At 58.1% G+C, this 24,417-nt stretch carries 27 protein-coding genes and 1 pseudogene; 19 read left to right on the forward strand and 9 right to left on the reverse strand.

The features are described 5' to 3' along the window. The first annotated feature begins 41 nt into the window (after window positions 1-41). Window positions 42-431, forward strand: coding sequence for a thiol-disulfide oxidoreductase DCC family protein (locus LC354_RS13655; protein ID WP_223424700.1), 390 nt, complete (start codon window positions 42-44; stop codon window positions 429-431). Window positions 432-478: 47 nt separating this feature from the next. Beyond that, a complete protein-coding gene (trhA, locus tag LC354_RS13660; RefSeq protein ID WP_223424702.1) occupies window positions 479-1,111 on the forward strand; it encodes a PAQR family membrane homeostasis protein TrhA in 633 nt (210 codons plus the stop codon). On the opposite strand, the gene LC354_RS13665 is transcribed toward trhA, so the two are convergent. Further along, window positions 1,103-1,363, reverse strand: a complete 261-nt coding sequence (locus tag LC354_RS13665; protein WP_223424704.1) for a DUF6455 family protein — start codon at window positions 1,361-1,363, stop codon at window positions 1,103-1,105. The genes trhA and LC354_RS13665 overlap by 9 nt on opposite strands. Before the next feature lie 67 nt (window positions 1,364-1,430). Continuing rightward, the gene (locus tag LC354_RS13670; protein ID WP_223424705.1) at window positions 1,431-1,781 is read right to left on the reverse strand and encodes a YigZ family protein; all 351 of its coding nucleotides are present in this window, start codon (window positions 1,779-1,781) and stop codon (window positions 1,431-1,433) included. A gap of 108 nt (window positions 1,782-1,889) precedes the next feature. On the opposite strand from LC354_RS13670, the gene LC354_RS13675 reads away from it, so the two are divergent. Then, the gene (locus LC354_RS13675; RefSeq protein WP_223424707.1) at window positions 1,890-2,168 is read left to right on the forward strand and encodes a CBU_0592 family membrane protein; all 279 of its coding nucleotides are present in this window, start codon (window positions 1,890-1,892) and stop codon (window positions 2,166-2,168) included. Here the strand turns inward: LC354_RS13675 and LC354_RS13680 are convergent. Then, window positions 2,165-2,878: a M48 family metallopeptidase gene (locus tag LC354_RS13680; protein ID WP_399203567.1), complete on the reverse strand. Its 714-nt coding sequence runs from the start codon at window positions 2,876-2,878 to the stop codon at window positions 2,165-2,167. The genes LC354_RS13675 and LC354_RS13680 overlap by 4 nt on opposite strands. Before the next feature lie 126 nt (window positions 2,879-3,004). Between LC354_RS13680 and LC354_RS13685 the strand changes: the two genes are divergently transcribed. From LC354_RS13685 to LC354_RS13740, 13 genes are all read left to right on the forward strand, one after another. Next, window positions 3,005-3,238, forward strand: a complete 234-nt coding sequence (locus LC354_RS13685; RefSeq protein WP_223424710.1) for a hypothetical protein — start codon at window positions 3,005-3,007, stop codon at window positions 3,236-3,238. 69 nt (window positions 3,239-3,307) lie between these two features. Continuing rightward, complete coding sequence (locus LC354_RS13690) at window positions 3,308-4,168, forward strand: branched-chain amino acid aminotransferase (RefSeq protein ID WP_223424712.1); 861 nt, start codon at window positions 3,308-3,310, stop codon at window positions 4,166-4,168. A 138-nt stretch (window positions 4,169-4,306) separates the two neighbouring features. Next, entirely contained in the window at window positions 4,307-4,762 is a 456-nt protein-coding gene (locus LC354_RS13695; protein WP_223424713.1) for a universal stress protein, read from the forward strand. Between the two features lie 158 nt (window positions 4,763-4,920). Then, the gene (locus tag LC354_RS13700; protein WP_223424715.1) at window positions 4,921-5,484 is read left to right on the forward strand and encodes a NifU family protein; all 564 of its coding nucleotides are present in this window, start codon (window positions 4,921-4,923) and stop codon (window positions 5,482-5,484) included. A gap of 46 nt (window positions 5,485-5,530) precedes the next feature. Continuing rightward, window positions 5,531-5,908, forward strand: a complete 378-nt coding sequence (locus LC354_RS28255; RefSeq protein WP_449649480.1) for a GFA family protein — start codon at window positions 5,531-5,533, stop codon at window positions 5,906-5,908. Continuing rightward, window positions 5,905-6,477 (forward strand): tRNA (adenosine(37)-N6)-threonylcarbamoyltransferase complex dimerization subunit type 1 TsaB, encoded by a 573-nt coding sequence (gene tsaB / locus LC354_RS13705; RefSeq protein ID WP_223424717.1) that lies wholly within the window; start codon window positions 5,905-5,907, stop codon window positions 6,475-6,477. The genes LC354_RS28255 and tsaB overlap by 4 nt, the downstream gene beginning before the upstream one ends. After that, window positions 6,474-6,893, forward strand: a complete 420-nt coding sequence (gene rimI, locus LC354_RS13710; RefSeq protein ID WP_223424718.1) for a ribosomal protein S18-alanine N-acetyltransferase — start codon at window positions 6,474-6,476, stop codon at window positions 6,891-6,893. The genes tsaB and rimI overlap by 4 nt, the downstream gene beginning before the upstream one ends. 222 nt (window positions 6,894-7,115) lie before the next feature. Then, the gene (locus tag LC354_RS13715) at window positions 7,116-8,111 is read left to right on the forward strand and encodes a BMP family lipoprotein (protein ID WP_223424720.1); all 996 of its coding nucleotides are present in this window, start codon (window positions 7,116-7,118) and stop codon (window positions 8,109-8,111) included. Between the two features lie 95 nt (window positions 8,112-8,206). Further along, window positions 8,207-9,727, forward strand: coding sequence for an ABC transporter ATP-binding protein (locus LC354_RS13720; protein ID WP_223424721.1), 1,521 nt, complete (start codon window positions 8,207-8,209; stop codon window positions 9,725-9,727). A gap of 109 nt (window positions 9,728-9,836) precedes the next feature. Continuing rightward, on the forward strand, window positions 9,837-10,955 hold the full coding sequence (locus LC354_RS13725; protein WP_223424723.1) for an ABC transporter permease: 1,119 nt from the start codon (window positions 9,837-9,839) through the stop codon (window positions 10,953-10,955). Window positions 10,956-10,959: 4 nt separating this feature from the next. Continuing rightward, a complete protein-coding gene (locus tag LC354_RS13730) occupies window positions 10,960-11,934 on the forward strand; it encodes an ABC transporter permease (protein WP_223424724.1) in 975 nt (324 codons plus the stop codon). 124 nt (window positions 11,935-12,058) lie between these two features. After that, a complete protein-coding gene (locus LC354_RS13735) occupies window positions 12,059-12,976 on the forward strand; it encodes a sulfite exporter TauE/SafE family protein (protein ID WP_223424726.1) in 918 nt (305 codons plus the stop codon). Next, a complete protein-coding gene (locus LC354_RS13740) occupies window positions 12,976-13,728 on the forward strand; it encodes a TIGR02186 family protein (RefSeq protein ID WP_223424728.1) in 753 nt (250 codons plus the stop codon). Before LC354_RS13735 ends, LC354_RS13740 begins: the two co-directional genes overlap by 1 nt. A 79-nt stretch (window positions 13,729-13,807) precedes the next feature. Here LC354_RS13740 and LC354_RS13745 read toward each other — a convergent pair whose 3' ends face one another. From LC354_RS13745 to LC354_RS13770, 6 genes and pseudogenes are all read right to left on the reverse strand, one after another. Further along, a complete protein-coding gene (locus LC354_RS13745) occupies window positions 13,808-15,337 on the reverse strand; it encodes an ATP-dependent DNA helicase (RefSeq protein ID WP_223424730.1) in 1,530 nt (509 codons plus the stop codon). 41 nt (window positions 15,338-15,378) lie between these two features. Further along, window positions 15,379-16,013: pseudogene (locus tag LC354_RS13750) on the reverse strand (acyl-homoserine-lactone synthase). A gap of 112 nt (window positions 16,014-16,125) precedes the next feature. After that, entirely contained in the window at window positions 16,126-16,815 is a 690-nt protein-coding gene (locus tag LC354_RS13755) for a helix-turn-helix transcriptional regulator (protein ID WP_223424746.1), read from the reverse strand. Further along, a complete protein-coding gene (locus LC354_RS13760; protein WP_223424732.1) occupies window positions 16,793-16,999 on the reverse strand; it encodes a hypothetical protein in 207 nt (68 codons plus the stop codon). The genes LC354_RS13755 and LC354_RS13760 overlap by 23 nt, the downstream gene beginning before the upstream one ends. Before the next feature lie 213 nt (window positions 17,000-17,212). Beyond that, window positions 17,213-18,493: a crotonyl-CoA carboxylase/reductase gene (gene ccrA, locus LC354_RS13765; RefSeq protein WP_223424734.1), complete on the reverse strand. Its 1,281-nt coding sequence runs from the start codon at window positions 18,491-18,493 to the stop codon at window positions 17,213-17,215. A gap of 133 nt (window positions 18,494-18,626) precedes the next feature. Then, the gene (locus LC354_RS13770) at window positions 18,627-19,994 is read right to left on the reverse strand and encodes a 1-acyl-sn-glycerol-3-phosphate acyltransferase (RefSeq protein ID WP_223424736.1); all 1,368 of its coding nucleotides are present in this window, start codon (window positions 19,992-19,994) and stop codon (window positions 18,627-18,629) included. Window positions 19,995-20,484: 490 nt separating this feature from the next. On the opposite strand from LC354_RS13770, the gene LC354_RS13775 reads away from it, so the two are divergent. From LC354_RS13775 to deoD, 3 genes are all read left to right on the forward strand, one after another. After that, window positions 20,485-22,446 carry a protein meaA gene (locus LC354_RS13775; protein WP_223424738.1) on the forward strand — a complete coding sequence of 654 codons (1,962 nt, stop codon included), beginning with the start codon at window positions 20,485-20,487 and terminating at the stop codon, window positions 22,444-22,446. A gap of 363 nt (window positions 22,447-22,809) precedes the next feature. Beyond that, entirely contained in the window at window positions 22,810-23,136 is a 327-nt protein-coding gene (locus tag LC354_RS13780) for an H-NS histone family protein (protein WP_223424739.1), read from the forward strand. A gap of 147 nt (window positions 23,137-23,283) precedes the next feature. After that, a complete protein-coding gene (deoD, locus tag LC354_RS13785; protein ID WP_223424741.1) occupies window positions 23,284-23,994 on the forward strand; it encodes a purine-nucleoside phosphorylase in 711 nt (236 codons plus the stop codon). The last annotated feature ends 423 nt before the right edge of the window (window positions 23,995-24,417 follow it).

Here is a 24,417-nt window from a genome sequence, read left to right on the forward strand (position 1 = left end):
TGCCATGCTGTCTGCGTGCGGGTCCCGATTACGTACAAGGAATGACTAAGCAAACCCAAGTTCTGTACAACGCCGCATGCCCGGTCTGCCGGGCAGAGATTGAGCACTACGCGGCCTACTCTGCGCAACATGCCCTGCCGATTAGGTTCCAGGATCTGAATGCAGGCCAACTGGAGGCGTGGGGCCTGACCACCGAAGACGCCGCGCGACGGTTGCACGTGATGAAGGAAGAGGTGCTTTATTCCGGCATCCCGGCCTTTATCATCCTGTGGCAGGACATGCCGCGCTATCGCTGGCTGGCGCGGATTGTCGCGGTGCCAGGAATCTATTGGCTGGCTGTGCAGACCTATGACCACATTCTGGCACCGCTTTTGTACCGTTGGCACAAACGGCGGCAAAAGCGACCTGCCGAGACGTCATCCCGGTCCTGAGCGCTTCGGTGCTGGACTGACCTGAGACCAGAGGGCACTGTAATCAAATGCCATACCCACATTCTTCACGAGAAACGCTTGCAGATGCGTCTGTGCATGTCATCGGCGTGGTTGCCGGGCTCATTGCCTGCACCGCGCTGATCAGCCATGTCATCCAGACCCAGCCTACGCACCAGATCACTGCAACGACCATCTATGCCGGAGCCGTCGTTTTTGCGCTGATTGCGTCAGCGCTCTATCACCTTTTGCCATGGGATCGGATGCGACCGACGCTTCGGCGTGTGGATCACGCGGCCATCTATATCAAAATCGCCGCGACCTATACGCCGCTTGTCGTTCTGATCGGATCGGGCTTTGCCTATGCCGTGCTGGCGGCCGTCTGGGCCGTGGCGCTGATCGGTGCCATTGCCAAGCTCAGCTTTTGGTCACCGGATGCGCCGGGCGCCATCGCGCTTTATCTGGCCATGGGGTGGGCCAGTTTGCTTCTGATCTGGCCCATGTGGCAATCACTGCCCGGCATTTCGACCGGACTGATTGTTGGCGGTGGCCTGCTGTACACGCTGGGCGCGGTGTTCTTCGCGCGCGGCACCATGCGCTATCAGAACGCAGTCTGGCACATTTTCGTGCTCAGTGCATCCGCCTGCTTCTTTGGTGCCGTCACATTGGGCGTTTCAGCCTGAGCGGACCGCCAGCTCACCGAACTGCTCCGAGTTGCGGCAATACACAGGTGTTTCCGAGACGGCTCCGACCTGATCGGCCAACCATTTTTCACACCCATCCGCATTGCTGCATCCGGCGCAACGCAAAACCATATCGGCCAGCTCGCCGGGTTGCAGGTGCGCACGCATTGCGGCCTCTTCGAGATCGATGCCGCGGGCGGATGCCATGCGGTCTACCAGTGCGGCGTGACGCTTCAGACGATGATCAGACATGCTTTAGCCCTTTCCTTGGGTACACCCGGACCGTCCCATGCAGGCCGGACCCTCGCCTTGATTCAGATCAAAGAGCCTCCAGATAGGCACGCACACAGGTCTGAACATGGCGAAACCGGTCACCTCCGAGGTGTTTGCCGCCGTACCAGCGGGTCACCACGATCAGATGATCGTGCAGCCCCGCGCGGTCAAGCATTCGGATGATCACCATGCCAGCGCCGCTTTCGCCATCATCCCCCTTGATCGGTCCGCCTTCGCTCAGATGGACGGCCCAGCTATTGTGGGTGGCCCTGGCGTATTTTCGATCGGCTTTCAATTCACTTAGGGCCGCATCAACCGCCGCACGGTCTGCGACCGGGCAGCCGGACACAGCGTATCTGGACCCCCGATCCGTCAGGATTTGACCCAATTGCCTCAAGGTCAGGATTCCCGGACCCGACAGAGACCGCCGCGCGTGGTATCAAAGATGTATTGAACGACCAGTTTCTGAAGTTTCATAGTACCGTATTGTATTGGATAATCCGCGATGGAATTGCTCCTTTCACTGCCACCTTACATGCTCGAAACCATCGGCCTCTTGGGCTTTGCGCTTTACGTGATGAACTACGGCCTGCTCACATTGCAATGGTTGAACAGCAACTGCGCGATCTATTTCGCAATCAACCTGACGGCGGCCAGCTTTGTCCTGATCGGCCTTGCAGGCAGCTTCAATCTGGCGGCGGCCCTGATCCAGGGATTTTGGGTTGTGATGTCCATCCTCGGGCTCATCATACGGTTGCGCCAAAGGCGCAGCCGCCTCGCCTAAAGCCCGGCAGCGGTGCGCCGCACGATTTCGAGCCTTTGGGCATTGGGCGGATGCGTTCCAAGAAACCGGTCGCCCGGGTCCGGAATGCGATTGAAAAACTCCGCCCCGACCAAAGGATTATACCCGGCCCGCGCCGTTATGACGGTGCCCAGCGCATCTGCCTCAAGCTCAAATTCCTTCGAATAGCTCCGCGCGCCCACTTGCTGGCCGATCCTGATGGCCGATTCCACGGCGGTTGAATCGCCCCCTGACAGCGCGGCCAGTCCGCCAAAGATAACTGCGCCCGCTTCGGCGTTTGCGCGCTGCCGTTCGATATGGCCGGCCAAATGGTGGGCCGCCTCGTGGCCCATCACAAAGGCCAGCTCATCCGCGTTGCGCGCATCTTCGATCAGCGCCACGGTAAAGGCGATCACGGGTCGTCCGGTCTTATCAAGGGTTTGATAGGCGTTTGCAGGCTGACGCGGACGATCATCGACAACGATGCGAAAGTCGCAGTTTACGCCGCGCGTCCGCAACTGGCATTCGCGCTCGGCTACGGGTTCCACGCGTTGTGTCACCTGCGCGAAGGCCCGGGCAGATTGAGCAGACGTACGCAACTCATCAGGCGTGTCGACGGTTTGGGTTGGTACGACCGGTGCAGTGTTGGACACAACAACAGGCCCACAGGACACCGCCAGTGTCACAGCAACCAATGCCCCCATCCATCGCAACATACGCCAACGCCTTCGCCCGAAATACACGGGCATTAGTTTATCACGCCGCACGCCCGCTTCCAGCCCCCATCACGCAGCCGTGTTCCTCTAGGCAACCCTTCGCGGATGTCCTAGCATGGGGCCATGTTTACTATTGAGCACGAATTCGACGCCACCGTGATTACCCTCGTCGACGACGGGCAGGCCCCGCTGCAAGAAGATGTGGTGATCAACAGCTTTGCCGAATGCGTCACGGTCGAACAATACGACCCACGCACCGATGCGGTGGTCAGGATCACCCTGTCGCCCGAACAGCAACGCGATCTGGCCGCGGCCCTCGACTTGCCCGAAGGAGCCTATCAGTTGCGCAAGGACTAACCCAGAAAAAGGTCTGGACGCCTGACCTGTCTCTGATAGCTTGAAAAATGTTCAGGGAAAGGACATCGCATGAGCATTGGCACCAAAATCCGCACCTATTTCAACGGGGCCTGGCATGACGAAGACGTCGCAATCATGCGCGCGGCGGACCATGGCAGTTGGGTTGGCACCACGGTCTTTGACGGCGCGCGATTCTTTGACGGACGCGCGCCCGATCTCGAGGCGCACTGCGCCCGGGTGAACCGATCCGCAGAGGCGCTGATGATCACGCCGACCATGGAGCCTACCGATATCGCAGCAGCCGTGCGCGAAGGGTTGAAAGCCTATGACGCCTCGGATGCCGTCTATATCCGACCCATGTACTGGGCGATTGACGGCGATCCATCCGGCATCGTGCCAAAGGAAAACTCAACCGGGTTCGCGATCTGCCTGGAGGCCGTGCCGATGGCCGACCAGAATGCGTCGACCACGCTGGGGCGCACCCGCTTCCGTCGGCCCGTGCTGGAAGACAACGTCGTCAATGCCAAGGCCGGTTGCCTCTATCCCAACAACGCCCGGATGCTGGCCGAAGCGCGCCGCAACGGATTCGGCAATGCGCTGGTCGCCGATGCCATGGGCAATGTCGCGGAAAGTGCGACGGCCAACGTGTTCATGGTCAAGGACGGTACCGTCTTTACGCCCATTCCCAACGGCACGTTCCTGGCGGGTATCACCCGCGCCCGCCACATGAGCAACATGCGCGCAGACGGCATCGAAGTGCATGAAGCCGTTCTGTCGTTTGGAGATTTCGCGGACGCGGACGAAGTGTTTTTGTCCGGCAACATGATGAAAGTCACACCCGTGACCGGGTTCGAAGACAAAAGCTACCAGATCGGGCCCATCACCCGCCGTGTGCGGGACATGTACTGGGATTGGGCCGCAACGACCTGACCCTTGACGCGTCATAACATTGGGCAAAACCGCGCCCTGTCACCGTTTTAAACAGCGCACCGCTCCGCTTTTGCACGCACCATGCCGCTTGCGCGCGCAGAGCGCTTGCGCCATTGTCGGCGCGAAAGCGGAGGAACCATGCGCAAATTTCTGGTCGTGCTTGATGACAGTCGCGAATGTCTGAACGCTATGCGTTTTGCAGCAATGCGGGCGTCCAATACAGGTGGCGGGGTCGCAATCCTGTCGGTTATTCCGCCGGACGAATTCAATCACTGGATCGGCGTCGGAAATGTGATGCGTGAAGAGGCCCGGGAACGGATTCACGCGCATTTCGAAGTCTTCGCCAAGTGGATGCGCGACAAACAGGGCGTGGATCCGGAACTTGTGATCCGCGAAGGCCAGCCCGTCGACGAAATCATTTCTCAAGTGCGCGAAGACCCCGATATCGGGGTTCTGGTCCTGGGCGCAGGCACCGACAAGAAGGGCCCCGGCCCGTTGGTCACGCAACTGACGCGCAATTCGGGCAACTTGCCGATTCCGATCACGATTGTGCCCGGCGATCTGAGCAAGGAACGTCTGGAAGCGATCACCTGATCGAAACCGGCCTGATCGCGACCGGGGCGACACCATTGCCTGCGGTCCGGCGCACATTTCGTCATATTCGTATGTGTTCGCCTGTTTAGAATCGTTCCAAACCTTGACTTGAACGTCCCGTATCCGCATATCCTACGGTAACAGTCAGGAGATGCCCCATGTTCATTCAGACCGAATCGACGCCAAACCCCGCCACTCTCAAGTTCCTGCCCGGCCAGACCGTGCTTGAAACGGGCACAGCTGATTTTGCAACGGTCGAGGCCGCCACGAAATCCCCGCTTGCGGGCCGCATCTTTGCCGTCGATGGCGTCACCGGCGTGTTTTTCGGCAACGATTTCGTCACCGTGACCAAGGCCGACAGCGTTGACTGGGATCACATCAAACCCGCTTTGCTGGGCGCGATCATGGAGCATTTCCAATCCGGTCAGCCGATCATGGATGATGATCATGCGCCCGTGTCCGGCCACGCCGAACATAACGGCGAAGACGGCGTTGTCGTCGGCCAGATCAAGGAATTGCTCGACAGCCGTGTCCGCCCTGCCGTTGCGCAGGATGGAGGCGACATCACATTCCACGGCTTTGATCGCGGTGTGGTGTACCTTCATATGCAAGGGGCCTGTGCGGGCTGTCCGTCGTCCACTTTGACGTTGAAAATGGGCATCGAAAACCTGTTGCGGCACTATATTCCAGAGGTGACCGAGGTTCGGCCGGTTGCCGTCTGATAATACAGGGACCGAGCCTTTCACGGCTCGGTGCTGTTGAGGTGCCATGCGGTTGCATTTCTCTCACGCGCCTCCAAAGGTCGCTTGCTTCAACTGTTCGGAGTGCCGCTGCTGTACAGATGCGGCGTTTGCGGATTTCAGCCCCGACCAATTGCACGCAATTACCGATCTTGGCAGCCCCCGCAGCCACATAAAGGGCGCGGACAGTTGGGTCTGCGCCGACCGCGGATCGCCTCTTGCGGCAGGGTACGATAATCTGGTGGAACAAGTTGATGTGCCGCTTGGTATCATCGACCGGAGTGCCAGATTCTCCCCACAGATCCATTGTCACACAGATGCACGATTGCATTGGCTGCGCATTCAGGATGATGCCTGCCGCCAATCCGGACCCGGGCGTGCGCTCTTCTCAGGTGCAGCACCATGACAGGGCCTCTGATCCTTGGTTTTGACACCTCTGCCGCCCATTGTGCCGCAGCGCTCATACGCGGCAATTCAGTCCTTCATGCCTTCGGCGAAAACATGGCACGCGGACAGGCGGAGCGGCTGATGGGCTTGCTGAATGAAACACTGACCAGCCAGGGCCTGGATTGGTCGGATTTATCTGCGCTGGCCGTCGGAGTCGGTCCGGGTAATTTCACCGGTATCCGCATTGGCGTGTCCGCAGCACGCGGGCTCGCTATGGGTTTGGGTATTCCAAGCTACGGCGTCACTGGCTTTGAAGCGCGAATGCGGCTTGCGGGCCCCGGGACACGGGTTGCGATCGCAGCGCCCCGTGGAATGGCTTATATTCTAAATCCGGACGGTCCGATCAGCGTCCCGATGGACGACATTGCACACCCGGCACCGGAGCCAACCCCCGCTGAGCTTGCGGTTGCCATCGCAGAACACGCGGTCTCTCTCTGGCCACAAAAGGCAGTCCCACCGGCCCCGCTTTATATCAAGCCACCCGATGCCGCTCCTGCCAAAGATACGGCACCGACACTTTTGCCATGACGCCGAACACGCTGGCGCGCATACACGCCGCCGCTTTTACGCACGACCGCAGTTGGACCGCGCAGGAGTTCCGCGACCTGCAAGCCAGGCCACATACGCATCTTACGAAGGCACGGAACGGATTCGCACTTTGGCGCAGCATCGCGGACGAGGCCGAGCTTTTGACCATTGCCGTCGATCCGGCGGAACAGAACAAGGGCACAGGCCGAAGTCTAATGGGCGCGTGGATGACAAAAGCCGCCGAAACAGCAGAAACCGCGTTTCTTGAAGTGGCGGCCGACAACCTGACCGCTTGCAGACTCTATCGCCATTTTGGCTTCCGGACCGTCGCCACACGGCGAAATTATTACGCACGACCTGACGGGCACGCGGATGCCTTGGTCATGCGCGCTCCGCTCCCCTTCTCTGTTCCCTGAAAATCCTCGGGGGGATGCGCCGTCAGGCGCATTGGGGGCAGACGGCCCCCGCCCAAAGGTTATGCTTTACCTTGCGTGACCAGAGTTGCGCAGCATCCGACATCAAAAAGCGGTTGACCCCATCCCGCCCCTGCGGCCTAATCCCGCATGATCAAAGCGATCCCGGGCCGACGCAGCTCTGCCGCTGCCGCCCCAACCAAGAAAACTGGGAGTAATGACCACATGACCTTCATGCAGAAAATCCTCGGCGCGACGGCTGCAATGGCCCTGTCGACCGGCTCAGCGTTGGCTGATCCTGCGCTGATCTTCGATCTCGGCGGCAAATTCGACAAATCGTTCAACGAAGCCGCGTTCAACGGCGCCAAACGTTGGGCCAACGAGACTGGCGGAACGTTCCGCGAGATCGAGCTCCAATCCGAAGCACAGCGCGAGCAAGCCCTGCGCCGCTTTGCGGAATCCGGTTCCAATCCGATCGTGATGGCAGGTTTTGCCTTTGCCGACGCGCTGGGCCAGGTGGCCGCCGACTACCCTGACACGAAATTCACGATCATCGATATGGTTGTGGATGCGCCAAACGTCCGTTCCGTTGTGTTCAACGAGCACGAAGGATCCTACCTTGTCGGCATGCTGGCCGCAAAAGCCTCCAGTTCCGGCACGGTCGGTTTTATCGGCGGCATGGACATTCCATTGATCCGTAAGTTTGCTTGTGGCTACGCTCAAGGCGTGAAAGCCGTTAACCCGGACGCCACAATTGTCGCCAACATGACCGGTACCACTCCGGCCGCATGGAATGACCCCGTAAAGGGCTCCGAACTGACCAAGGCGCAGATTTCACAAGGTGCTGACGTGGTCTATGCAGCTGCTGGTGGCACCGGGGTAGGTGTTTTGCAAACCGCCGCTGACGAAGGCATCCTGTCGATCGGTGTGGACAGCAATCAGAACTATCTGCACTCCGGCAAAGTCCTCACGTCGATGATGAAGCGCGTGGACAACGCCGTATTCTCTGCCTTCAGTGACGGCGCGGACATGCAAACCGGGTTTATGGTCATGGGCCTCGCCAATGGCGGTGTCGGTTACGCGCTGGATGAACATAACGAAGACCTGATCTCAGCATCCATGCGCAATGCCGTGGACGAGGCATCGGACCAGATCGCTGCCGGCGACCTGACCGTGCATGACTACATGTCCGATGACAGCTGCCCCGTTCTGGACTTCTAAGCACGTCAAAAAATGATTGCTGGGCCGCGCGGACTGACCCGACGCGGCCCAGATTTTTCGTACGAAAAATCTCTCCTGCCTCACGGATGCCGCACATGACCGCCCCCGCCATCGAACTCAAAGGCATCTCCAAGGCCTTCGGCCCCGTGCAAGCCAACAAGGACATCTCCATTCGTGTGATGCCGGGCACGATCCATGGCATTATCGGCGAAAACGGTGCGGGCAAGTCCACCTTGATGTCGATCCTCTACGGCTTTTACAAGGCGGATGCGGGCGAGGTTTTCATCAGCGGTCAAAAAACCGACATCCCGGACAGCCAGGCCGCTATTGCCGCTGGTATCGGCATGGTTTTCCAGCATTTCAAACTGGTCGAGAATTTTACAGTCCTTGAAAATATCATCCTTGGCGCAGAAGACGGCGGCCTTTTGCGCCCCTCTCTGGCAAAGGCCCGCACCACTTTGCTGGAGCTTGAAAAGGAGTACGACCTGAAGGTCGACCCGGATGCCGTAATCGAAGAGATCGGCGTCGGCATGCAACAGCGCGTCGAGATTCTCAAAGCCCTCTACCGCCAGGCCAATATTCTGATCCTCGATGAACCAACCGGGGTACTCACACCCGCTGAAGCAGACCAGTTGTTTCGCATTCTCGGTCGCCTGCGCGAAGAAGGCAAAACGATCATCCTGATCACGCATAAACTGCGCGAAATCATGGAGATCACCGATACGGTTTCCGTGATGCGCAGAGGCGAAATGACGGCAACGGTCAAGACCGCTGACACTTCTCCCGAGGAGCTTGCCGAATTGATGGTCGGGCGCAAAGTCCTTCTGCGCGTCGACAAGACACCGGCCAAACCCGGCGCAGTCGTTCTGGACGTCAAGAACCTCAAGGTCGTGGATGATCAGGGGGTCGAACGGTTGCGCGGGATCGACCTGCAAGTCCGCGCAGGCGAAGTTCTGGGCATCGCAGGCGTTGCGGGCAATGGTCAATCAGAACTTCTTGAGGTGCTCGGCGGATATGCAGACGCCACCGGAACGGTCACACTCAATGGTACGCCTATCGAACTCACGGGCAAAAACGCCGACGGTCGCTCACGCCGCAACCACGGCATCGCCCATGTGCCCGAGGACCGGCAGCGCGAAGGGCTGATCATGGATTTCGCAGCCTGGGAAAACACAGCCTTCGGCTACCACAGAGACCCGGCTTATCAGTCCGGCATCCTGCTGAACAACGCAGCGATCAAAACCGACACACAAGCCAAGATGGATCGGTTTGATGTCCGCCCGCCCCATCCTCATCTGGCGGCCAAGAACTTTTCCGGCGGCAACCAGCAAAAGATCGTCCTGGCCCGTGAAATCGAACGGAACCCTGATCTGTTGCTGATCGGGCAGCCCACCCGCGGTGTAGATATCGGAGCGATCGAGTTCATCCATCAGCAAATCGTGGCCCTTCGGGATCAGGGCAAGGCGATCCTCTTGGTCTCGGTCGAACTTGAGGAAATCCTGTCCCTCGCAGACCGGGTTGCGGTCATGTTTGATGGCCAGATCATGGGCGAACGGCAATCAACGGAGACCAACGAGAAAGAGCTCGGGCTTCTTATGGCAGGCGTTCAGACATGACGTATTATCTTGGCCAGAAATATCTAGTGGGAGGCCCATCGGGCCGCGGGCAAAGCCCCTTTTCACGGCGCGCCACATGTCGCGCAGAAGCTAGGATCGGAGCGCACCCATGGACGTGATGCCCAAATGGGCCGAAGTCGTGCTCGTCCCGCTTATCTCACTGGCCTTGGCAGCAATCCTGTCTGCCTTGGTCATCCTTGCAATCGGAGAGGACCCGGTTGCAGCCGTCAAACTCATGGTTTCCGGCGCTCTGGGTTCGACCTATGGCTGGGGCTACACCCTGTATTACGCCACGAACTTCATGTTCACGGGCCTTGCCGTGGCCGTCGCCTTTCATGCCGGCCTTTTCAACATAGGTGGCGAAGGGCAAGCCATGCTGGGCGGGCTCGGCGTCGCATTGGTGTGCCTGTTCATCCCCTGGCCACATTGGACACTCGCAATCCTGGGTGCCACGGTTGGCGCGGCAGTGTTCGGTGCGGCATGGGCTGCGATCCCCGCCTATCTGCAGGCCAAGCGCGGCAGTCACATCGTGATCACCACGATCATGTTCAACTTTATCGCGGCCGCGGTGCTGAATTACATGCTGGTCAACGTGCTGCGCCCACAAGGGTCCATGGACCCGGCGACACAACGTTTTCCGGAGGCGGTTCACCTGCCGTCCCTGCATGAATTGCTGGCGCCCCTCGGTATCTCGTTTTCCAAAGCCGCCCCTGCGAATGTTTCGCTGTTGATCGCGATTGTTGCCTGTGTCGCGGTATGGCTCCTGATCTGGCGCACCGCTCTGGGCCTTGAAATCAGGTCCTACGGCAAGTCCGGGCGTGCAGCGCGCTACGCTGGTATCGGGTCGGTTCGGATCACCATGATCGCAATGCTCATTTCGGGCGGGTTGGCCGGGATGATGGCCATCAACAACGTGATGGGCGAAGCCGAAAGGTTGGTTTTGAACGCCGTCGAAGGGGCTGGCTTTATCGGCATCGCCGTCGCTCTGATGGGGCGCAGCCACCCCTTCGGCGTCTTCCTTGCCGCCATTTTGTTCGGCTTTCTCTATCAGGGCGGCGCCGAACTGGCCCTGTGGACGTCGATACCGCGCGAATTGATCGTGGTAATCCAGGCTCTGGTCATTCTGTTTACAGGCGCACTCGACAACATGGTGCGGATGCCGCTGGAGCGTCTGTTCCTGGCGATCCGCAAGTCGCGGACCGCCAAAGCCACGAAACCGGCGGAGTGAGCTGATGAACTTTCTTGCACTCTTTGACCTCTCCGTTCTCGACACGACCATGCGTCTTGCAACCCCGCTGTTGCTGGCCTGTCTGGCCGGGCTCTTTTCCGAACGGGCCGGTATCTTTGATATCGGACTGGAAGGCAAAATGCTGGCTGCGGCTTTCTTTTCCGCAGCTCTCGCCGCCATAACCGGTTCGGTCTGGGTTGGCCTCGCGGCGGGCATCGGCGCGTCACTGGTCCTGTCGGCTGTGCACGGGCTGGCCTCTATCACCTTTCGGGGCAACCAACTGATCTCCGGCGTTGCAATCAATTTTCTCGCTGCGGGTCTCACAGTCCTGATTGCCCAAAGCTGGTTCCAGCAGGGCGGACGCACGCCTTCACTGCTGACCGGCGGGCGTTTCGAGCCCATCACCCTGCCCTTTGCAGACGCATTCAGCACTGTGCCCTTTTTTGGACCGATCTATGCGGAGCTGATTTCGGGCCACTCGATCCTCGTTTATGTCGCTCTGCTCTGTGTGCCCGGCACATGGTATATTCTCTTTCGCACCCGCTTTGGTCTGCGTTTGCGCGCGGTTGGTGAAAACCCGGCCGCAGTGGATACGGCCGGGGTGTCCGTCATCGGACTGCGCTTTGCGGCCGTCGGCATCTGCGGCATCCTGTGCGGGATCGCGGGGGCCTATCTGGCGACAGGATTACAAGCGGGCTTTGTCAAAGACATGACGGCGGGCCGGGGTTTCATCGCGCTTGCCGCGTTGATTTTTGCCAAATGGCGCCCTTGGCACGCCCTCTGGGCCACTCTGTTGTTCGGATATTTGCAGGCCATCGCGCTGCGCCCTGACATTATCGAAGGCGCGCTTGGATTCAAGGTTCAGGTGCAATTGCTCGACGCGCTGCCCTATATCCTGACGGTTGTGATTCTGGCCGGGTTCGTAGGCAAGGCAATTCCGCCGCGCGCCGGTGGCGAACCCTACGTGAAAGAACGTTAGCGAAAGCGCACCAAGGGTACGCCCTTGCCATAGCTAGTGCCAGATTTCACCAAACCATCAGCCCAGTTTGCTGCGTGGCGGCATCACACCTTGATTTCGACACCAACCCCGGCCACAAGTGAATATGCAAATCTACCTGCCAATCGCCGAGGTATCGGTCAATGCTTTCCTCCTTCTGGGGTTGGGAGGCATGGTTGGCATCCTTTCGGGCATGTTTGGCGTCGGCGGTGGGTTTTTGATGACCCCGTTGCTGTTTTTTATCGGCATCCCTCCCGCCGTGGCAGTCGCCACCGAGGCCAACCAGATTGTGGCCTCGTCGTTTTCCGGCGTTCTTGCGCATTTCAGGCGAAAGACGGTGGACCTCAGGATGGGCTGTGTGCTGCTGGTCGGCGGTCTGATCGGCGCGGCACTCGGTGTTATGCTGTTCAACTATTTGAAGTCGATGGGTCAGGTCGATCTGCTGGTCAAACTGTGCTACGTCGTGTTTCTGGGTGTGATCGGTGCGCTGATGTTCATCGAAAGCCTGAATGCTCTGCGCAAGACAGCCAAGGGCGGTACGGTTTCGACGCGCCGCAAGCACGGGTTTGTCCACAAACTGCCGTTCAAGATGCGCTTCCGGGTGTCTGGCTTGTATATCTCCGTCATACCGCCCTTGCTGGTCGGGCTGGCGGTGGGCGTGTTGGCGGCGATCATGGGTGTGGGGGGTGGTTTCATCATGGTGCCCGCGATGATCTATCTGCTGGGCATGCCCACCAAGGTCGTGATCGGCACATCGTTGTTCCAGATCATCTTTGTCACGGCGTTTACCACCATGCTGCACGCAACCACCAACTTTACCGTTGATGTCGTGCTTGCTGTCTTGCTGCTGGTCGGGGGCGTTGTCGGCGCACAGATCGGTACACGCATCGGCGTCAAGATGAAGGCCGAACGGCTGCGGTTTCTCTTGGCCCTCATGGTCTTGTTGGTCTGCGGCAAGCTTGCCTTTGATCTGTTGGTTATGCCGTCCGAGCTGTTTTCGGTTGGCGCCGTGGAGGGGCATTGATGCGTTGGCTCATTGCCTTGCTTTTCATGACCGTACCGGCCCTTGCCGAAACCGTGGTGCTGGGGCTCAGCCAAAACGAAATTGCAATCACGACCAGCTTTGATGGGTCTGAAATTCTGGTCTTTGGGGCTGTCAAACGCGAAGAACCCATCCCCGAGGGCCCGCCGCTTGAAGTGATCGTGACCGTCGCCGGACCGTCTGAGCCCGTCAACGTGCGGCGCAAGGAAAAACGGTTCGGCATCTGGGTGAATATCGATGCGGTCGAAGTGGACCAGGCGCCAAGTTTCTATGCGGTCGCGACAAGCGGGCCCTTGCGCGATGTGCTCAGCGAGGTCGAAGATTTGCGTCACAAGATTTCGGTGCCGCAAGCGATCCGCTCCGTCGGCGCGCCGATGGGCATCACAGATGCGGCCAGCTTTACCGATGCGTTGATCCGCATTCGCACGGCGAACAACTTATATCAGCTTATGGAAAGTCACGTGGCGGTCGATGACCAGACCTTGTTCCGTGGTCGCATCGAATTGCCCGCCGCGTTGACTGAGGGCGATTATCAAACGCGTATTTTCCTGACACGCGGCGGCGAGGTCATCTCAGAATATGAAACATCCATTGATGTCCGAAAGGTGGGATTGGAACGTTGGCTGTTTGGATTGAGTCGCGAGCAACCGATCCTGTACGGTCTCATGTCACTGGCGATCGCAATTGCCGCCGGGTGGTTGGCATCGGCCGCATTTTCCCTCCTGCGCACCTAGTCGCCTGCGGCGTGCGGCGGAACGAGGGGCCAGCCCCTCGTGCTCCCCGGGATATTTATCAGCCAAGAGAAGATGCAGGTTACGTTTCGGGTTCTGCTTCGAGAGTCAGTGGCGCGGCAGGGAGTGTTCGCAGATCATCCACGCGTAGCCCTGCGGTCGGTTTTGACAACCGGTTCCGCACCACCCAGATGAGCCGATCCTGGGCGCGCGTGATCGCCACATAGGCGAGCCGTTTCCACAGCGGTTGCCCTGCTTCCATCCGGCCCATGCGGGCAGCGGCATAGAGATCAGGCGCAAAGACCTGAACTGTTTCCCACTGTGACCCCTGAGCCTTGTGAATCGTCACTGCGGCACCGTGCAGAAAGGTCGCGCCCATGCGGGCTGCAAAGGGGATGAACGGCTCTTCTTCATCCGGTTTTTCGATCTTGACGATGGAGGCCGCGGACACTTGCGGGTCTTCGGCCCCCATGACGTGCAGACGCGAAAAACCGGGTTTGCGCCCTTCACCCAGATAGATCACCTGCGCGCCCTTGATCAGACCGCGCGCTTCGAGATCGAGGCGTTTGTTGCGGTGTTTGAGCGGCAGTTCGAGACCATCGCAAATGAGCGGCTCCCCTTCCAGCAACGCGTCCTCCGGGGCACCATAGACGTTGCGGAATGCGTTGATCAGGCGGATGCGCGTGGCATTGCGCCAGACCAGAACCGGGCTGCGCGCCATCAGATCCACTTCGACCCTTTGCCCCCACACCACGCGGTCATCTCGGGCGGCCGCATCTTCGACCATTTTCTCGAACCTGTAGAAATCAACCGCCGGGTCGGCCAGTGCATGGGCCAGATCAAGGATGGGGTTATCCGCTTCCTGTCTGTGCACACGGTTCAAGTGCAAAACCCGAGGGCTGGGCAGTTTTTCGAAGACCATGGTGCCGGATTGGTTGACCGGCGCCAGCTGTGCCGGATCTCCGAACAGAAGCAATGTCGGAAATATATCCTTAAGGTCTTCGAACTGCTTGTCGTCGAGCATCGAGGCTTCATCGACGAAACCGATATCGAGCGGTTCTTCACGCCGCTTCCACCCGGTGATGAAATCCGAGCCGCGCAGGCCTGCCGCCGCCAGGGCACCCGGGATTGATTTGTTGGATTGGTAAAACGTGAAGGCACGGTCGAGCGCGAGATCCGTCAAGCCTTCGACCTCGGGCCGGTCGCCATTGCCCGAAAGCCATTCGGCGATGCGTTCGTATTCCGGATCGTAAACCGGCGTATAGAGAATCCGATGGATCGTGGTCGCTGGGACTCCGCGAAAGCGCAGGACCGACGCGGCCTTGTTCGTCGGAGCCAGAATGGCCAGCGTTCGTTTGTCGCGTCTTTTGCGGCTTTCATAATCCCCGGAGACGATGTCGAGCCCCGCGTTTTCAAGCGCTTTGTAGAGTTCCGCCAGCAACAGCGTTTTCCCCGATCCTGCCTTGCCGGTAATCGCCATGACGGCGGTGGCGGATCCTTTGGGCGGGCTGAGCAGCGCATCATCCAGATCGATACCAGCGCTGCGCAACATCTCTGTTACACTGTCATAAGCGCTGGCTTGATCGTCGGAAAGCGAAAGGGTCGTGGTCATGGCGCGACCCTATAATGGGGCCGCGTCGGGGACCAGCAGGATCAGGCGCTGCGTGCGAAATCTACGACGTTTGTCGTGCCAAATGCGCGGTCGAACCACTGACGCGAGAGATGTTGCGATACCCCTGCCCGCTCTGCCACCAGTGCTGCGTCACGATCGTCGAAATGCCACAGGCCGACGCTGATCTGCTCGCGGCCCGATCCGGTGCTGCCCAACACCTCGGGCGATGCGCCGATCATGCGGTATATGCGTACCATGCGAGCATCAAACACGCCCACAAAATGCTCCACCCCGAAATTCTGCATGACTTCACCACCGCCCAACATCAGGGCCGCAGCCACATGGCTGCCGGCCCCACGCGTCAGGCAAAACCGGGTGCATTCCCAGATCAGCGGGCTGGTGATCGGCCCGGACATCAGATCACCAAAATGTTCGTTGACCATCGTGCGCCCGGTGGTCGGGAGGAACCGCATGGAGCCACCATGGCTGCCGTCGGGTTCTTCCCAGATCACATAAAGCGGGTTCAAGTCATCGTATTCGTCTCGTTCCGCTCCGTTTTCGTCCACCGTTACATCCCAACCGAGACGCTTTTTGAACTGGTCTGCACGGTCCTAAACATGGTCCGGGCAAGCTTTGGGTGGTTCTTGAGATCGGCGGCATAAACGTAACGCAACATGAGGGGGCTCCTTGTCAGACCGTTCAGGTATGACCGAAGTACTACCAATGCGTGCGTTAACATCGCCTGACGTAGACGTGCGATGTCCTCCCGCGACGGGCAACGGGGGGTGTCAAACCACGATGAGGCCCCGACTCAATGCGCGGGCGACGGCGTGCGTTGTGTTCATTGCGCCCAGTTTAAAGCGGGCGCTTTCGATATAGACCCGCAAGGTATGCTCGGAAATCGACAAGGTGTCGGCAACCTGCGCGCGGCTGTAACCCATGGCCAGTAAAGTGATCGAATCAACTTCACGTGGGCTGAGTGCCTGGGACTGTTCCGGCTTGCGGTCCGGCTCGAACTCCAATGCTTTCTGGTTGAAGTAGTGGGCGATCAGGATCAGGTCGCGGCGATGCGCTTCGGTCCAGTCCGCCCACCACGTGTCATTACATGAGTGGCTTACGGTAAAGAGCGCAAACTGCCCGTTCGGCCCCCGGATCGGCACAGAATACCCCTGATTGCCGACCCCATATTCAATCGCCTCCGCCTGAAAGGACTTTGCCGCCTTGCTGGACCAATCCAGCCTTTTCCAGTCGACCGGATGAAACCTTTGGAAGCATCCCAGAATGACAGGATCGACCCGCACATAGTTAAGTTCAAGGTAGCGGGCGCGCCATACATCCGAATAGGTCCCGCATCCATATTGACCACCAACAGAATCCACCCAGTGATATACGACATGGTCAATCCCATAGTGGTCGCACAACGCCTCGGTGGCGGCCTGAAGCGCCTCAAGCCCTTCAGCTTGTTCCAGTTCCTCCATAATATGTTCCAACGGCTGCATCGCCGTTATCACGCTGACCATCCTGCGCATTCCTTATCGCGGCGATCTCGGTCATCGCAACGATCGCCGTATCATCCAACTGCTCTGCAAGCGCAGGCATGCCGTTTGCACGTGCAAAAGTCTTGAGGTCCGTAAGAACGTCCAGTATCCATTCACTTCTCATGCGTAGACTCACCTTCAAGTAGTTAATGAAACGTTAAAGCAACTATAGCATGTGTTAACTATGGGATGATATTCGCGGATTTTCACTCCCCAGAAATGGTGAGGTGTAAAATTGTAACGCATTGAAACTGTTGCGATGGTTCAAAACGCAAAAACGCCCGCACAATCCTAGGGTGATTCGCGGGCGCTTAAGTTCAGTCAGAAATTGTAAACGTTAACGCCGCGCCTCCAGCGCATCCTCCAACGTACGTAACCCTGTCTTGGGTGCTTGCACCAAAACGGCCATGTTTCCCGGCTTGTGTTCGTTGCGTAGCATCTTCATGTGCGCCGCAGGCAGGTCGGCCCAATCGAAAACTTCGGACATGCACGGATCAAGGCGGCGCTCGACCATCAGGTTGTTGGCCGCCGATGCCTGTTGCAGATGCGCAAAGTGGCTGCCTTGCAGGCGCTTTTGGTGCATCCACATGTAACGAACGTCGAAAGTACAGTTGAACCCGGTGGTGCCTGCACAAATCACGACCATGCCGCCTTTTTTGCAGACAAAGGTCGACACGGGAAACGTGCTTTCGCCGGGGTGTTCAAACACCATGTCGACGTTCACGCCCTTGCCCGTGATGTCCCAGATCGCCTTTCCGAATTTCCGCGTTTCGGTGAACCACTCCTTGTACTCGGGCGTGTTCACCGTCGGCATCTGACCCCAGCAATTGAAGTCCTTGCGGTTCAGAACGCCCTTCGCCCCCAGGTCCATGACGAAATCGCGTTTGGATTCGTCACTGATTACGCCAATTGCATTCGCGCCAGCAGTGTTGATCAACTGGATCGCATAAGACCCCAAACCGCCCGATGCCCCCCAGACCAGAACGTTCTGACCCGGTTTGAGATCATGTGGTTCATGGCCGAAAAGCATCCGGTACGCCGTGGCCAGCGTCAGCGTATAGCAGGCACTTTCCTCCCAGGTCAGGTGCTTGGGGCGCGGCATCAACTGTTGGCTTTGCACGCGGGTGAACTGGCTAAAGGACCCATCGGGGGTTTCATAGCCCCAGATCCGCTGCGTCGGTGAATACATGGGATCACCGCCGTTGCAGTGCTCATCGTCACCATCATCCTGATTGCAGTGAATGACGACCTCGTCGCCGACTTTCCAACGCTTGACCTTGTCGCCAACGGCCCAAACGATGCCCGCAGCGTCAGAGCCCGCGATGTGATAGGGTTGCTTATGACCATCAAACGGGCTGATCGGCGTCCCCAGAGCGGCCCACACACCATTATAGTTGACGCCCGCCGCCATCACGAGAACCAGAACGTCGTGACTATCCAATTCCGGCACATCGACAACTTCTTGCAGCATGGCCGAATCCGGCTCCCCGTGACGCTCCCTGCGGATTGCCCATGCGTACATTTGCTTGGGCACATAACCCATCGGGGGGATTTCTCCCATCTCGTAAATATCTTTCTCGGGCGCGCTATAGGACGCAATACCTGTGTCGAGTGCCATGTCAGCCTCCTTAAAATATGACCGTGCTGCAGCGCAGAATCGCTAGCCTTTGCCGTGGATATGGCCTGTCACGCAACAAAGCAACACCAAATACATGTCATTTTGAAATTTTATAACTTTGCGCACGCAGCAATTAGGCTGAACCGCGCTCTGTCTCCGTTACCGGCTTCAAGGAGTTGGCGTAGAACTGCAAAAGCGCACGTTGCGCATCGACAGAAACCCAGCCTGCGGGGCTGTCCGCAATCATATCGCGCTCCAACATTTGCGTCCGCGCCGCCGCCACCTGCTTTGCAAGGGTTTCCCGCGATACCTCGGGCAATGCCCCACGATATCGTGGCAGTGAATTGAAAACAGCCGTGTTCAACGCTTCATCCTTCAGCGGCTGATCAGCCTCCAGAAAAACATGTGACAACACCGGGACAAACATCACCGGCATCACATTTTCTATTCGTGATTTCAGCTCCGCCGCCAAGGCTTCGATATCATTGCCAGCCTCGAAATCGCGCAGCGACAGCGGCTCACCGAAATTCACGGCGGCACCGCCAAATCGCGTATAGCGGCCGCGCATCTTCTCCCAGAGCTTTTTCAGGATGAACGTCATGATAACGGACATCTTGGCGCCAAAGCGTCGATCTCCGCGCTGGTTCGCCGCGATCAACACCCGGTCTTCGAGGACCCGGTCATAGTTGATCGACACAGGGACGAAAACGATATCGCGGCGCTTGGGATCGAATCCCTCAACCACATAAGACAGCAAACCCATCTTGAGCGGCTTGAGTTTGCCATCCACCGTCAGGCCACCTTCGGGAAAGATGGCCTGGGTCACGCCACCTTGGGTGGCCATCTGAACATAGCGCGCAAGGACTTTGCGATAGAGCGCGCCCCGCGACTTGCGACTGATGAAATACGCCCCCATGGATTTGATCAAACGGCTGAGTGGCCAAACCCGCGCCCACTCCCCCACCGCATAGCTGAGGGCGGACGCGTTCGCGGCCAGATACGTTACCAATACGTAATCCATGTTGCTGCGGTGGTTCATCACGAAAACAATCGTCGCGTCGGAACTGACACCCTTGAGGCGTGTATCGTTATCGTCACCTGTGCGCACATCATAAAGCGCAGTGGCAAGCCATTGCGCCGCCCGAATACCAAAACCGAAATAGGCAAAAGCCGAAAAGCTGGGCACGATTTCGCGCGCGTAGCGCCGTGCCTTCTCAAAGGCGACGTTTTCAGGGGTATTGTCGGCTTTGGCCTGATCCACGATCGCCTGCGTCACTTGCGGATCATAGATGAGGCGTTGAATCATATCGTAGCGCCGCGCCAGTTTGAATGGCTCGATCGGCCGGGTCAGTCTGGTGTTCAGCTTTGCAACGGCCCTTTCCAGACGTCGACGAAAGAACCAGCGCACCGACGGCAAAAGAAAATGACTGAGCGCCGTGACCGCCGCAAACAGCATGATCAGCACAAAGAGCCAAAGAGGGAGTTCTACTGTTTGCGTCATTGCCCGAAGTCATACAGGATACCTCGCAGGGGAAACAGACTGTATACGTGCTGGCCGGATGGTCTTTTCATCCTCAGCTTCAGCTGGATATATGAAACCAAGTCCGTCTTCAAACCTGGGATTATGGCCCGGATCGGTGTGCTTGCAGTCTCGACTGCGAGCACTACCGGCATGGCTTGGCGCGCGCCAACTGGCATTTAACAAATGGGTCGTGGTACGGATCAGGATCTGGGCGGTCTTGACGGCCTGCCGTTGAATCGGCGGGGGCAGAGAGCCCGCGTCTTGATCAAAACACGAAAGCGTCTCACCTTTAATGGCCCGCGCACCTGATCCGAACATCGTTTGCGCGCGCTCGGCTGGATCCCGTTGCTTTTGGTGCTTTGGCCGCAACGCAGCAATTGCCGCGATGCGGCGAATTGACAGCGCCACAAAATTACCTATACCAAAGATAAAACGTAATTTTGTTGCTTAATCGATTCACGAGGCCCCGATGACACAGAAAGACCGCCCTTGGCTGATCCGCACTTACGCAGGACACTCGACCGCCTCGGCGTCGAACGCGCTGTACCGTTCAAATCTGGCCAAGGGGCAAACCGGCCTCAGCGTCGCGTTCGATCTGCCAACTCAGACAGGATACGACAGCGACCATGTGCTCGCGCGCGGAGAGGTTGGCAAAGTCGGTGTTCCGGTGGCCCATCTCGGTGATATGCGCGCCTTGTTTCAGGACATCCCGCTGGATCAGATGAATACCTCGATGACGATCAACGCGACCGCCCCTTGGTTGCTGTCACTATATATTGCGGTGGCCGAGGAACAGGGCGCGGATGTCGCCGCCCTGCAGGGCACCGTTCAGAACGATCTGATCAAGGAATACCTCAGCCGCGGGACCTATATCTGCCCACCCAAGCCATCATTGCAGATGATCGCCGATGTGGCGGAGTATTGCTATACCAATGTGCCGAAATGGAACCCGATGAACGTGTGTTCCTACCATCTGCAAGAAGCCGGTGCGACGCCGGAACAGGAACTGGCCTTTGCCCTCGCGACCGCCACGGCTGTGCTGGACGAATTGAAACCGCGCATTGATCCGGCAGACTTTCCCGCGCTTGTCGGGCGCATTTCGTTTTTCGTGAATGCAGGCATCCGTTTCGTCACCGAAATGTGCAAGATGCGCGCCTTTGTCGATTTGTGGGATGAAATCTGCGAAGAGCGCTACGGCGTCAGGGATGCAAAATACCGACGGTTCCGCTATGGTGTGCAGGTCAATTCATTGGGTCTGACCGAGCAACAACCCGAAAACAACGTGTACCGCATTTTGATCGAAATGCTGGCGGTCACCCTGTCGAAGAAAGCCCGCGCCCGCGCCGTGCAATTGCCTGCGTGGAACGAAGCGCTTGGCCTGCCCCGGCCCTGGGATCAGCAGTGGTCCATGCGGATGCAGCAGATCATGGCCTATGAAACGGACCTGCTGGAGTTTGATGATCTGTTCGACGGGAACCCGGCCGTAGACGCAAAAGTCGAAACCTTGAAAGACGGCGCCCGCCACGAATTGAGCAATCTTGACGCGATGGGCGGCGCGATTGCGGCGATCGATTATATGAAATCACAATTGGTCGGCTCAAACGCCGAACGTCTGGGCCGCATTGAACGGGGCGAAACCGTGGTGGTCGGTGTGAACAAGTATCAGGCCGGCGAACCGTCCCCCTTGATGACCGGTGATGGCGGGATCATGGTGGTCGACCCTGCCGTTGAGCAGGAACAGATTGATCGTTTGAACGAATGGCGTTCTGAGCGCGACAGCGCCGCAGTGGACGCAGCACTCGCAGATCTGAGGGCCTGCGCCGCCGCGGGCGAGAACGTGATGCCAGCCTCGATCGCTGCGGCGCGAGCTGGGGTGACAACCGGCGAATGGGCCGCCCAGATGCGCGCAGTCCACGGAGAGTACCGGGGGCCGACCGGCGTGAGTGCGGGCCAGTCCAACATGACCGAAGGATTGGACGATCTGCGCGAAGCCGTTAACGCGGTCAGCGACAGGCTGGGCCGCCGCCTGAAATTCCTTGTTGGCAAGCCCGGGCTTGACGGACACTCAAACGGCGCCGAGCAGATCGCCGTACGCGCGCGCGATTGCGGTATGGACATCGCCTATGAAGGCATCCGCCTTACACCCGAAGAAATTGTGGCGGCCGCACGCGAAGATGACGCACATGTTGTCGGGCTTTCCATCCTGAGCGGCAGTCACATTCCCCTTGTCGAAGACTTGCTGGATCGCATGCGCGCAGCAGGGCTGGGCCATATCCCGGTCATTGTCGGCGGCATCATTCCCGATGATGACGCCGCCAGACTGAAAAGCATGGGCGTCGCCCGCGTCTACACGCCCAAGGATTTTGAACTGAATACCATCATGCAGGACATCGTGACCTTGGCGGACCCAAAATCAGTTGCCGCGGAATAGAGAAACAGCAAACGTCGCAATAAACGTCTTTCCATACCCGTCGCTTCGTCATTGGCGTCAGAATATACCGAGCAATGGATCCGTCTGCGCGCCTCCGACGCGCGGGCAAAGTCGGATTTCAACTGATTCGGTCCCTCGCGGTTCGAAAAGTACGGAATACGATCAATACGGGATATCTGGAATTTTTGACGATTTCCCGGTCGTGCAATTAGCGCGTAAATTCGCTTGCTTTGATTTTTTCTTGGAAAATCTTCCACTGTTCCGGGCGAAATGGCGCCGAACGCACAAGTTCGAACAGTTCGGCCATTGATTTCAATCAGGAAAAACTGGACTATTTCCGAACAGGAAACAAGAGGGTCCATTATGGCCATAAATCTAAATGACTTGACTCGTAAAGAGCTCATGGCATTACGCACGGAAATTGAAAAAACGCTTCGCAAACTTCATAAAAAGGAAAAGAAAGATGCATTGATTGCGGCTCAAAAAGCTGCTGCAGATTTTGGTTTTTCCTTGGAAGAGTTGACGTCAAAACGCGCAACAGGCAAAGCCGCTTCCAAAACTTCGTCTTTTGCACCAAAATACGCGAACCCTGACGACGAAACCCAAACCTGGACCGGAAAGGGCCGACAGCCCAATTGGTACAAAATGGCGATCTCGGCAGGGAAGACAGCGGAAGACCTCGAAATCTAGTCAACTCCCCAAAGTTGACGTGATATCCAATGCCCCGGCCCGCCCTGCGCGGCCGGGGTTTTTGCATGCGCCAGGCGGTTTTAAGTCTCGAAGTCGATGTGTTTAATGCTGTAGCATGACGCGACACATTTATGATCGGAGACTGTTATGACCGTCCACATTGGCGCGCGACCCGGGGATATCGCGGAAACGGTGCTTATGCCAGGCGACCCATATCGGGCCAAATGGGCGGCGGAGACGTTTCTGACAGACGCCAGGTTGGTCAACGACGTCAGAGGTATGCTCGGGTTTACCGGCTTTTGGAAATCGCAGCGAGTCACAATTCAGGGCTCGGGCATGGGGATGCCGTCGCTCTCGATCTACGCCAATGAGCTGATGGCCGAATACGGAGCGCAAACGCTCATCCGGATTGGATCATGCGGTGGAATGCAACCTTATGTGAATATTCGCGATGTCATTATCGCGATGACTGCCACAACAATCACCTCCCCGTCCTCGGGTATTTTTCGAGAGATCAATTACGCGCCCTGCGCGGATTACGGTCTTCTGGCAGCCGCCGTCAAAGCCGCCGACTTGAAGAAAACGAAAACGCATGTTGGCGGCATTTATTCGTCGGATGTATTTTATTCCGAACGGCCCGATCTGGACGAACAAATGGTTCGGCATGGCATTCTGGGTGTCGAGATGGAGGCCGCCGAGCTTTATACTCTGGCCGCGCGACACGGACGGCGTGCACTGGCTGTTTTGACGGTCAGCGATCATTTGCAAACCGGGGAGGCATTGCCGTCGGAAGATCGCGAAAAGACCTTTGGTGACATGGTCGAAATTGCGCTGGAGGCCGCATTTTCAGGCGACTAGGTATCGTGCGCTGTGACACGCGCGCGCCCATTCTCCACGTCCCGACAGTTACGCTTTCAGGAGCCTCCGGCGGGGATTTTTTTGGAACAGAGAATGGAATGGTCCCTCATTGCCCATGCGTTCGACCATATGCGTTTGGTGTGGGACACTGCCATCCACTCAACGCGCAGGGCGTTTGATTGAATAGCTCGATCTGCAACGGTTAGCACTGTGCGGTATCGGAAAAATGTTCTGATCCACAATTACCCCCCCGGACACGCGCTGAGCGCGTCCTAAAGATCCATTTCTGCGAAAAACTCGATATAGTCCCGGCGAGGCTTTCTTGAAATACTGCCCCGTATCACGTCAGGGGAATCGCGTTTGGAACTGAAGGCGTGAACGGTCACTCTTGCCTGTGAGGGCGAGATGGATTCTGAAGTGGGG

The sequence above is a fragment of the Tateyamaria pelophila genome (assembly GCF_019966495.1).
GTDB lineage: Bacteria > Pseudomonadota > Alphaproteobacteria > Rhodobacterales > Rhodobacteraceae > Tateyamaria > Tateyamaria pelophila.

Bases quoted from the DNA above. Each gene is read 5' to 3' on its own strand.
- LC354_RS13665 (WP_223424704.1), bottom strand. From the start codon at position 1,363: ATGTCTGATCATCGTCTGAAGCGTCACGCCGCACTGGTAGACCGCATG.
- LC354_RS13745 (WP_223424730.1), bottom strand. From the start codon at position 15,337: ATGACCACGACCCTTTCGCTTTCCGACGATCAAGCCAGCGCTTATGAC.
- LC354_RS13740 (WP_223424728.1), top strand. From the start codon at position 12,976: ATGCGTTGGCTCATTGCCTTGCTTTTCATGACCGTACCGGCCCTTGCC.
- LC354_RS13755 (WP_223424746.1), bottom strand. From the start codon at position 16,815: ATGGAGGAACTGGAACAAGCTGAAGGGCTTGAGGCGCTTCAGGCCGCC.
- LC354_RS13655 (WP_223424700.1), top strand. From the start codon at position 42: ATGACTAAGCAAACCCAAGTTCTGTACAACGCCGCATGCCCGGTCTGC.
- LC354_RS13695 (WP_223424713.1), top strand. From the start codon at position 4,307: ATGCGCAAATTTCTGGTCGTGCTTGATGACAGTCGCGAATGTCTGAAC.
- rimI (WP_223424718.1), top strand. From the start codon at position 6,474: ATGACGCCGAACACGCTGGCGCGCATACACGCCGCCGCTTTTACGCAC.
- LC354_RS13770 (WP_223424736.1), bottom strand. From the start codon at position 19,994: ATGACGCAAACAGTAGAACTCCCTCTTTGGCTCTTTGTGCTGATCATG.
- LC354_RS13775 (WP_223424738.1), top strand. From the start codon at position 20,485: ATGACACAGAAAGACCGCCCTTGGCTGATCCGCACTTACGCAGGACAC.
- LC354_RS13730 (WP_223424724.1), top strand. From the start codon at position 10,960: ATGAACTTTCTTGCACTCTTTGACCTCTCCGTTCTCGACACGACCATG.
- LC354_RS13720 (WP_223424721.1), top strand. From the start codon at position 8,207: ATGACCGCCCCCGCCATCGAACTCAAAGGCATCTCCAAGGCCTTCGGC.
- LC354_RS13715 (WP_223424720.1), top strand. From the start codon at position 7,116: ATGACCTTCATGCAGAAAATCCTCGGCGCGACGGCTGCAATGGCCCTG.
- LC354_RS13675 (WP_223424707.1), top strand. From the start codon at position 1,890: ATGGAATTGCTCCTTTCACTGCCACCTTACATGCTCGAAACCATCGGC.
- LC354_RS13690 (WP_223424712.1), top strand. From the start codon at position 3,308: ATGAGCATTGGCACCAAAATCCGCACCTATTTCAACGGGGCCTGGCAT.
- LC354_RS13780 (WP_223424739.1), top strand. From the start codon at position 22,810: ATGGCCATAAATCTAAATGACTTGACTCGTAAAGAGCTCATGGCATTA.
- LC354_RS13735 (WP_223424726.1), top strand. From the start codon at position 12,059: ATGCAAATCTACCTGCCAATCGCCGAGGTATCGGTCAATGCTTTCCTC.
- ccrA (WP_223424734.1), bottom strand. From the start codon at position 18,493: ATGGCACTCGACACAGGTATTGCGTCCTATAGCGCGCCCGAGAAAGAT.
- deoD (WP_223424741.1), top strand. From the start codon at position 23,284: ATGACCGTCCACATTGGCGCGCGACCCGGGGATATCGCGGAAACGGTG.
- trhA (WP_223424702.1), top strand. From the start codon at position 479: ATGCCATACCCACATTCTTCACGAGAAACGCTTGCAGATGCGTCTGTG.
- tsaB (WP_223424717.1), top strand. From the start codon at position 5,905: ATGACAGGGCCTCTGATCCTTGGTTTTGACACCTCTGCCGCCCATTGT.
- LC354_RS13725 (WP_223424723.1), top strand. From the start codon at position 9,837: ATGGACGTGATGCCCAAATGGGCCGAAGTCGTGCTCGTCCCGCTTATC.
- LC354_RS13685 (WP_223424710.1), top strand. From the start codon at position 3,005: ATGTTTACTATTGAGCACGAATTCGACGCCACCGTGATTACCCTCGTC.
- LC354_RS13760 (WP_223424732.1), bottom strand. From the start codon at position 16,999: ATGAGAAGTGAATGGATACTGGACGTTCTTACGGACCTCAAGACTTTT.
- LC354_RS28255 (WP_449649480.1), top strand. From the start codon at position 5,531: ATGCGGTTGCATTTCTCTCACGCGCCTCCAAAGGTCGCTTGCTTCAAC.
- LC354_RS13700 (WP_223424715.1), top strand. From the start codon at position 4,921: ATGTTCATTCAGACCGAATCGACGCCAAACCCCGCCACTCTCAAGTTC.